The organism is Lentilactobacillus kisonensis DSM 19906 = JCM 15041 (assembly GCF_001434135.1).
GTDB lineage: Bacteria > Bacillota > Bacilli > Lactobacillales > Lactobacillaceae > Lentilactobacillus > Lentilactobacillus kisonensis.
In genome coordinates, this window is the sequence record NZ_AZEB01000053.1 from 1 (window position 1) to 5,774 (window position 5,774).

At 35.8% G+C, this 5,774-nt stretch carries 8 protein-coding genes; 4 read left to right on the plus strand and 4 right to left on the minus strand.

Going from position 1 to position 5,774, the window contains the following annotated elements:
* Positions 1-339 precede the first annotated feature (339 nt).
* Both FC98_RS13290 and FC98_RS13295 read right to left on the minus strand, forming a co-directional pair.
* Entirely contained in the window at positions 340-693 is a 354-nt protein-coding gene (locus FC98_RS13290; protein WP_054736602.1) for a hypothetical protein, read from the minus strand.
* A gap of 14 nt (positions 694-707) precedes the next feature.
* Entirely contained in the window at positions 708-1,517 is an 810-nt protein-coding gene (locus tag FC98_RS13295; RefSeq protein ID WP_054656131.1) for a ParA family protein, read from the minus strand.
* Positions 1,518-2,581: 1,064 nt separating this feature from the next.
* On the opposite strand from FC98_RS13295, the gene FC98_RS13300 reads away from it, so the two are divergent.
* From FC98_RS13300 to FC98_RS13315, 4 genes are all read left to right on the plus strand, one after another.
* Complete coding sequence (locus FC98_RS13300; RefSeq protein ID WP_056949728.1) at positions 2,582-3,691, plus strand: replication initiator protein A; 1,110 nt, start codon at positions 2,582-2,584, stop codon at positions 3,689-3,691.
* Positions 3,692-3,921: 230 nt separating this feature from the next.
* Complete coding sequence (locus tag FC98_RS13305; protein ID WP_010014831.1) at positions 3,922-4,203, plus strand: type II toxin-antitoxin system RelB/DinJ family antitoxin; 282 nt, start codon at positions 3,922-3,924, stop codon at positions 4,201-4,203.
* A 46-nt stretch (positions 4,204-4,249) separates the two neighbouring features.
* Complete coding sequence (locus FC98_RS13310) at positions 4,250-4,435, plus strand: hypothetical protein (protein ID WP_010620892.1); 186 nt, start codon at positions 4,250-4,252, stop codon at positions 4,433-4,435.
* A complete protein-coding gene (locus FC98_RS13315) occupies positions 4,432-5,112 on the plus strand; it encodes an ATPase (RefSeq protein ID WP_054656129.1) in 681 nt (226 codons plus the stop codon). The genes FC98_RS13310 and FC98_RS13315 overlap by 4 nt, the downstream gene beginning before the upstream one ends.
* Here FC98_RS13315 and FC98_RS13320 read toward each other — a convergent pair.
* A complete protein-coding gene (locus FC98_RS13320) occupies positions 5,102-5,380 on the minus strand; it encodes a hypothetical protein (protein WP_014216278.1) in 279 nt (92 codons plus the stop codon). The genes FC98_RS13315 and FC98_RS13320 overlap by 11 nt on opposite strands.
* A 22-nt stretch (positions 5,381-5,402) precedes the next feature.
* Positions 5,403-5,630 carry a hypothetical protein gene (locus tag FC98_RS13325; RefSeq protein ID WP_082603061.1) on the minus strand — a complete coding sequence of 76 codons (228 nt, stop codon included), beginning with the start codon at positions 5,628-5,630 and terminating at the stop codon, positions 5,403-5,405.
* Positions 5,631-5,774: the final 144 nt, after the last annotated feature.

The window sequence follows — 5,774 nt, forward strand, 5'->3', positions numbered from 1 at the left end:
ATTACTTAAGAGATTTTAGACAGCTTCTTAAAAGCAGATCAATCAGCTGTAAAAACCAAACGACGAAAAGTTAGTCGGAATGATCCTGAGAGCGGTTGGTTTCATAAGGGAGAGCACAAACAAGTTTTTGCTTATAATGTGTAATCCTTGAAACAAATCCATCGAGGACTCAAAGAACTTCAGAACACTTTGGAAGCATCATTTATTTAAGTTAGCTACATATTTTATGTACGAAGGCAGTTTATGTACACAAGATTCTTGATGCTATCTACCAATAGTCATTCCTATATCTATAGAATCATATTTCTATATATCTATAATTCTATAGAAGAATAATCATCATTCTTCAGGCATATTTCGCTGAACCTGCCGAACGAATTCCATCACAAGTTTTTTCTTGGTATCCGGCATATCATTTATATATTTTTCAACAAGTTCATTAATAACTTCATAGTTCTTTTTGTTTTCAACAATCCCGATTTGTTTAATCGCCATGTGAGTATCAATTTGTGTTTGAACAGATTTTGGCGTGTCTTTAGCTTTCAACTTTCTAGTATAGTGCATTAAAATTTGGTCGTCTGGTAAAGATCTTCGTATGGTTTCAGATACCTTAGGTTCTATCCGTTCTGGGCGGAATGTTTTATTCTTCCTAATTTTGCCTAAGCCATTCAATCCCAGTGACTTTTCACTCATAATATGATCTCTCCTTATTCATTAAATTTAGTGATTCGTTCTTTGATTTCGTTGACAACATTTTCGTAAACACTCATTACTCGAATATCATTTATATCCTTAGACCTATCAGTAATACCAGTTCGATCAAATCTCTTTAACCTAGCCATTTGTCTAATCCGTTGTTTGAACATGTTGGCTTTTCCGAAACTATCAATTGCATCATCTAAGACATCAAGATCTAGATTGTTCCCGTTTTGTTGTAAAACCGGTAAAACACCTAATAAATCCAATCCGAGCTTATAGTCGTCCTTCAAATTAATTAAGTGTTCAGCATAGGTTTCAGCGCCTGTTAATGATCTTTCTTGAGTTTGTAAAATAATAATTACAAAATCACTTGCCACAAGCGCTGAATCAGTAAATTTATTTAACTGCGGTGGAACGTCTAAAATAATGTAATCATATTTTTCTTTCAATGGGCTGAGCAGTTTTGCTAGGTAAGTGTCCTGTGTATAATCATCAGCAAAAGTTTCATTTAAATATTTTTCATATCCTTGTAAATCTTGATATGACGGTAGCAAATCTAAATTATCTTTAACATGAACTAAGGCCTTTTGTAGATTACCGCTGATTAGCGCAGTTTCTAATGTCTCTTCAAAGTCTGGTTTAATATCATAAATGGCTTCCATAGTGGTAAAAAGTAAATCCGTTGCATTTGCTTGGGGATCAAGATCAACAAGTAATGTTTTTTTATTATGCTTTGATAGTATGTAAGAAATCATCACAGCATTAGTTGTTTTGCCCACACCACCTTTAAAGTTTCCGGTAGTAATCGTAATTGCCATAAATTTATCCTCCATTTATTTTATTCAAAATCTATAGAAACATAGCTTTATAGAATTGAATTTCTATAGAACTATAGTAGCTTAATATTAGGAATAGTGCAAGATTAGTTTAAAATCAGTTTTATAGTTCTATAGAACTATAACTTTATAATTCTATATTATCACAACATTTCTATAGAAATTTAATTTGCTTATTTACTTCTTATCCAATGAAGATTATGATTTAAGCGTGATCAAAAAAGGTCACGTTAAGTGGTTTCTCAACAAAACAAACAAAAAGATCATTGCTTAAAAATCATTCCCCAATAACTTTTAGTCAATTATACAGGTCACTACACTTTATAGATCTTTTAACGTGTAAATCCTGATAGTGCTGTTTTTTTATAACTTATAAGATATTTAATCATTTTTATGCAATTTCATTCTGCTATTGATTTTCAGTGCTTTCGACAGATACTTACTTAGATATCCAGAAGCGTTTATGTTACTCGAATGTTCAACAGTACCTTCTATCGCGTATTGGTTCCAACCGAAAACTGACAAGGAGAGTACAAGGCCAAATACGTGGTCAGTAAGCGCTATGCTAGACTAAAGTTAATTTAGCAACCGAATAAAGAGATCAAACTAAACCGAAAAAGTCCCCAATTCACGAGGAATCAGAGACTTTTGGTTTAGTAAGTAGCTACCAGACAGCTACTTAGATTCAGTCGACTTTGACTTGGCGGAAAAAATCGACTGAACATTGTTCTTAATTTGTAGGTTAATTATACCGCAAACCAGTCCCAAAGGACAAGTTAAGGATAGTTAAAAACAAATTAAAGTCAATGGACTAAGTAGCTAACTGAAGCTATTTAGTCCATTTTTTGTTGTTAGAAATTAAAAAAGTTGCCGACTGGGCAACCAAGAAACAGACACATGCTGGTGAAACTACAAAGCCGATCACGACCAATGTTCGCTTTGTAATTCAGTTAGAGCATATCAGATTTGTATTTTAAAGCAAATCAAATGTTTTAGCAACTCTCTTTTGAGACAGCGTGTGTCAGTCAAGAAAGGGAGTTTTTATTATGACAAAATCAACAGATTTCAATTACTATGACGCCAATAGCGTATATGGAGCCTTATTTTTCCAGTTCCCTAAGGTATTAATGTATGGCGAGCAATACAAACATTTAAGTAGTGACGCTAAATTGGCTTATATGGTACTAAAAGACCGGCTAGAGTATTCTTTACGCAATCACTGGATTGATGAGGAAGGGCACGTCTACTTTATTTTTACCAATCAAGAACTTAAAGATTTATTCGACTGCTCAAATGATAAGTTAGCAGCCGTGAAAAAAGACTTGGAACGTGCAGGACTACTTTATCAAAAAGCCATGCATTTCAATCCCAAAACTGGCAAAAACGAACCCAATCGACTTTACCTGGCCGAACTAGATATGCAGTCAACGGACGTCTATTTACGCGGTGAATATGCCCAAAAAGAGCCGCAAACCCTTGCTACGAGCGAAAATCCGAAAATCGGACGTTCGCGGGAGACCGTTGAAACCCTTGCTACGAGCGAAAATCCGAAAATCGGACGTTCGCAAAAGTTCGTTGACGACACCCCGCAAACCCTTGCTACGAGCGAAAATCCGAAAATCGGACACGATCTATATAAAGACTTTAAAAACATAGATACTAATAGATACAATATAGATACTCAAAAGTTGGACTTTTCCACAGCTCATTTCTCACCAGCAGAACTAGAAAAGCAAAACAAGGATTTGGTGAACCATGCTAATGACTTCTTAACTGATGAAGACAGTGGCTTACCAGTTTTCTTAGAACCCGAAGCTGTTCAACTACTTAGCTTTTGGTGCCGAACCCCACAACAAATGCGGCGCTTCATTGGCATTATCTTAAATGCTAAGTATCGAGTTGAGAAGGATCACAAAGATATTGGCGTTCTAATCCCGCTTGACGACGAAGAACTTAAACCGCTAATGACTAAAGCCTTGAGACGCTACTTTAACGTCCTAAGAAGTAATGAGAAGCACATCAAGAACGTTGAGAACTACTTGTATGGCACCATGCAAAACTTATTTGGTGTTTGGTGGAATAAACAGGCGGCTAGAGATTATGCTACCAAACACCCCGAAGAGCAGAACACTGACAATGAGCGCTCTTGGAATTAAACGGCATCTAAGCTCATCTAAGCTCATCTAAGCCGTTTTAAACAGATAGAGCATAATTATATTAAACGAGTTTTAAAATGCGCTTACGGGCATTTTAGGAACGTTGTATAAGTGCCATTGCGGAAAGGACAGCAAACTTAAATTCACAACTTTTAAAGAAGCAGGCTAATTGAGATGATACTCAAAGATTAGTATAATGTGAGTAGTAATAAAGGGGGGGCGAGAAAATCATGGCAGTTAAGGAAAAGAAACGCGTACAAGTCCAGATTGACAAAGAATTGGCAGATAATACCGAAGCCGTTTTAAGCCAGTTAGGTCTAAACCCAACTACCGCGATCAATATGTTTTATAAGCGGATCGTAGCTGACGCAGCATTACCGTTTAAACCAGCCCTGAGCGAAGCCGAAAGAGCTAATTTAAGCCTTTTAAAGGCTACCAAAGAGACACCAGTAACAGAGTTCAAAGACGCTAAAGAAGTCGCTGATTGGCTCAATGATCCAGATGAGGACTAATGGCTTATCAGATTAAATAAATTAATAACTTGGAAGTGTGATGAACATGAAAGATACAATCACAATTAATGACTTTTTTGAAATTGCCAAAGAAACTGATTTAAAAGATTTACTTGATAAGTCATTACATGAGCCAGATCCAGAAAAGCGCAAAGTATATGACGCTTTATATACCTACTTTTTAGATAAAAGGCAAGATGAGGTTATTAAGCGAAAGGACTTTGTCCGTTGATAGATAAACCCCAATATATAATTGTTGCTGGTATTAACGGAGCAGGGAAAAGTACGCTATACGATACATTTCCCATCTTGTTTGACAAAACAAAACGGATTAACGCTGATGAACTTTTAAGACAAATGGGTGGCGATTGGCATAAAGATAGTGACAACTTAAAAGCCATGAAAGAAGAAATCAAACAACTACACTATGCTTTAGATCACCAGCAAAGTATTCACGTAGAAACAACACTGGCAGGTAGAGGCAAATCTCAACTCAATTTGATTGACAAAGCTCACAAAAATGGCTTTGAAGTGACTTTATTATATGTTGCTTTGCGAGATGAAAATTTAGCTATCCAAAGGGTCAACGAACGGGTACAAAAAGGTGGGCACGGTGTTCCAGTAGCAACGATCAAGAAACGTTATCAGCAATCCAAACATAATTTGCCATTAGTGGCCTTTAAATCTGATAAGGTCATGATCTATGATAATAGCGAAAAGTTTACCTCTGTTTATGCAAGAGAGAAGGGACAAGTTTTTAAGAACGATTTGAGGCATTTTCCTTGGATAAACCAAAATATTACTTATCCAGAAAAGGTGCAAAAGCAGTTACAAAATTTTGCAGATCAAAACCCAGAAGTAAAGCCTAAAAATGATCCAGAAAATAAAAACGATCGGCCTAGTTATTAGGTTGATCGTTTTTTAATTTATCCGGTTTATGGGCGTTAACATAGTCAGCAAATATTTTTAAAAGTTCTTCGGTTTGTTCGACCGAGAGGTTATTAGCTTGGAAGTACTTTTCTAATAAAGCCCCTTTTTGAATTAATCGGCGAGAACGGGCTTTGCGGGCTTGCCGATTTTCATAGTATTTAGATTGCCGTAATTTAAAATCTTCCCGCTCAATTTTTTGTTTTAAACGCGCTTGTTGCTCGACTAGTTTTTCATATTGATTAGACATGGAATTTCCCCATCTCGTATGGCTAATGATCTACGGACTTTACCTTTAAAAATTCAGAAAATTGCTTAGCTAAAAGCTTAATCTGATCGTTAGACAAATTAGCATAATCTAAATTGGCTTGACTGATGATTTGTTTACCTAGCCGTTGTTCAACCTTATTTTTTTCGTCCTTAATTTTTTGATTAAGGGCTTTTAATTTAGCTTCTTGTTTTTCTAAGTTACTTTGAGACATAACGATCCCTCCAATCATATTAGAAATAATCACCGACACTATATCATAAGGTAAACGTTAAGTCAAAGGATAAAAGTTGAAATAGCGAAGCAGAAGGCATACACTAAAAGTAAATTCAGGAGAATCAGCAGACCGAGTGAAACGAGGTTAATGCGCACTTAC